The sequence below is a fragment of the Paenibacillus sp. OT2-17 genome, assembly GCF_009827695.1.
Lineage (GTDB): Bacteria > Bacillota > Bacilli > Paenibacillales > Paenibacillaceae > Paenibacillus > Paenibacillus polymyxa_B.
The window spans coordinates 1-2087 of sequence record NZ_WUDQ01000616.1 but is presented as its reverse complement, the minus strand read 5'-3'; the positions used below and the strand labels follow the sequence as shown (position 1 = coordinate 2087).

Annotated in this window: 2 protein-coding genes and 1 pseudogene; all 3 read left to right on the top strand. The window is 50.4% G+C overall.

Annotation, left to right across the window (positions count from 1 at the left end; all coding sequences use genetic code 11):
- Window positions 1-214, top strand: a pseudogene (locus tag GRP75_RS25280) (UDP-N-acetylmuramoyl-tripeptide--D-alanyl-D-alanine ligase); the annotation flags it as partial.
- A gap of 22 nt (window positions 215-236) precedes the next feature.
- Window positions 237-1205: a phospho-N-acetylmuramoyl-pentapeptide-transferase gene (mraY, locus tag GRP75_RS25275; protein WP_013311092.1), complete on the top strand. Its 969-nt coding sequence runs from the start codon at window positions 237-239 to the stop codon at window positions 1203-1205.
- A gap of 4 nt (window positions 1206-1209) precedes the next feature.
- The coding region (murD, locus tag GRP75_RS25270; RefSeq protein WP_160790701.1) for a UDP-N-acetylmuramoyl-L-alanine--D-glutamate ligase at window positions 1210-2087 on the top strand (878 nt) is incomplete at its 3' end.

The window sequence follows — 2087 nt, the reverse complement described above, 5'->3', positions numbered from 1 at the left end:
GTTTACCTACGGTGCGTTAGGCACTTCGATTGCGCAGGGTGCGCAAGAGTTGATGCCAACTGCTAACGTGCACGCTTATACAGATAAGCAAGAGCTGATCCAGTATTTGCTGGTTCATCTACACGCCAATGATATTGTGCTGGTTAAGGCATCCAGAGGGATGCGACTAGAAGAAATTGTGGATGCGCTGAAAAACGGTCCGCTACAGAACTGATGTTGACGAGAGGGAGACTCCCATGGATATTCAATTATTACTGCTGACGATCGTCGTATCGTTTATATTGGCGGTCATTGCCGCTCCACTGCTCATTCCGCTGCTGCGGCGAATGAAATTCGGCCAGCAGGTCCGGGATGACGGGCCACAAAGCCATCTTAAAAAAATAGGTACGCCTACAATGGGCGGTATCGTGATTCTGGTGGCTTTTACGCTGACCTTCCTTAAGTTTTCAGCTATCAAAAATACGGACTTTTACGTTCTGCTGGTTGCTACGCTCGGTTTTGGGCTGATCGGCTTTTTGGACGACTATATCAAGATTGTATTCAAACGCTCGTTAGGTCTGACGGCGCGTCAAAAGCTGTTTGGGCAATTATTGTTTGGCGCGATCATGTGCTGGCTTCTGCTTAGTAATGATCATAGTACTGCGATCGGCATCCCTGGAACGTCATGGTCTTTTGATTGGGGCGGCTGGTTTTATTATCCGTTCATCATTATCATGATGCTGGCGATTAGCAATGCTGTCAATTTCACGGATGGGCTGGACGGGCTGCTGTCCGGTACAAGTGCCATTGCCTTTGCTGCTTATGCCATTGTCGCGATTCAGGCGACCTCGCTTCCGGCAGCAGTATGCTCAGCGGCTATGATTGGCGCTGTACTCGGATTTCTCGTGTATAATGCTCATCCTGCCAAGGTGTTTATGGGTGACACAGGCTCGCTGGGAATCGGCGGCGCCATAGGTGCCATTGCCATCGTTACGAAAAGCGAAATTTTGTTCCTCATTATCGGTGGTGTATTCGTAATTGAAATGCTGTCCGTGGTCTTGCAAGTAGCTTCTTTTAAAACACGTGGCAAGCGTATTTTCAAAATGAGCCCGATTCATCATCATTTCGAGCTGTCCGGCTGGTCCGAATGGCGCGTAGTTATTACATTCTGGGCTGTAGGACTGTTGTTGGCAGGACTCGGACTTTATCTCAACAAGGGGTTGTAGACAAATGAACCATCCAGACGCATACAGAGATCAGGAAGTCGTCATTATCGGGCTGGCCAAAAGCGGCGTGCAAGTTGCCAAGGTGCTGCACCAGGCCGGAGCCAAGCTGACAGTCAATGATAAAAAAGATAGGGAACAATGTCCCGAAGCTTCTGAATTAGAGGCTTTGGGAATTTCCGTTTTATGCGGGGGTCACCCAGAGGGGCTAATTCATCCTGGAGTGAAGCTGGTTGTCAAAAATCCAGGGATTCCTTATACGGCTCCTCCCGTACAGAAAGCTGTCGAGCTCGGCATTGAGGTCGTGACCGAGGTTGAGGTCGCCTACCATCTATGTAAAGCTCCGATCATCGGAATTACTGGCTCCAACGGAAAGACGACCACGACCACTTGGGTAGGCAAGCTGTTGGAGGCATCCGGCATGAATCCAATCGTGGCTGGTAATATCGGTACGCCCTTATGTGAGGCGGCTGTGGACGCCAAGTCGGACGAGTGGATGGTTGTGGAGCTGAGCAGCTTTCAGTTAAAAGGAACAAAGGATTTCAAGCCCGCTGTGGCCTGCCTGCTCAATGTAGCTGAGACCCATTTGGACTACCACGGAGGCATGGAGGACTACGTTGCATCCAAGGCGCGTCTATTTGCCAATCAAACGGCGGCGGATACTGCGGTGGTGAACTGGGATGACCCCGTCTGCCGGGAGCTCGTACCCTATATAAAAGCGAAGCTGCTTCCGTTCTCTATGACAGAACGTTTGCAGGAAGGGTTGTTTGCTGACCCGCCATACATACCGGATGTGACGGATGATATTGAACGTAGCATCGTATACCGCGATGGAAATGGTGTGCTGCATCCCATTATAGGCGTAGCTGAGATTGGACTTCCGGG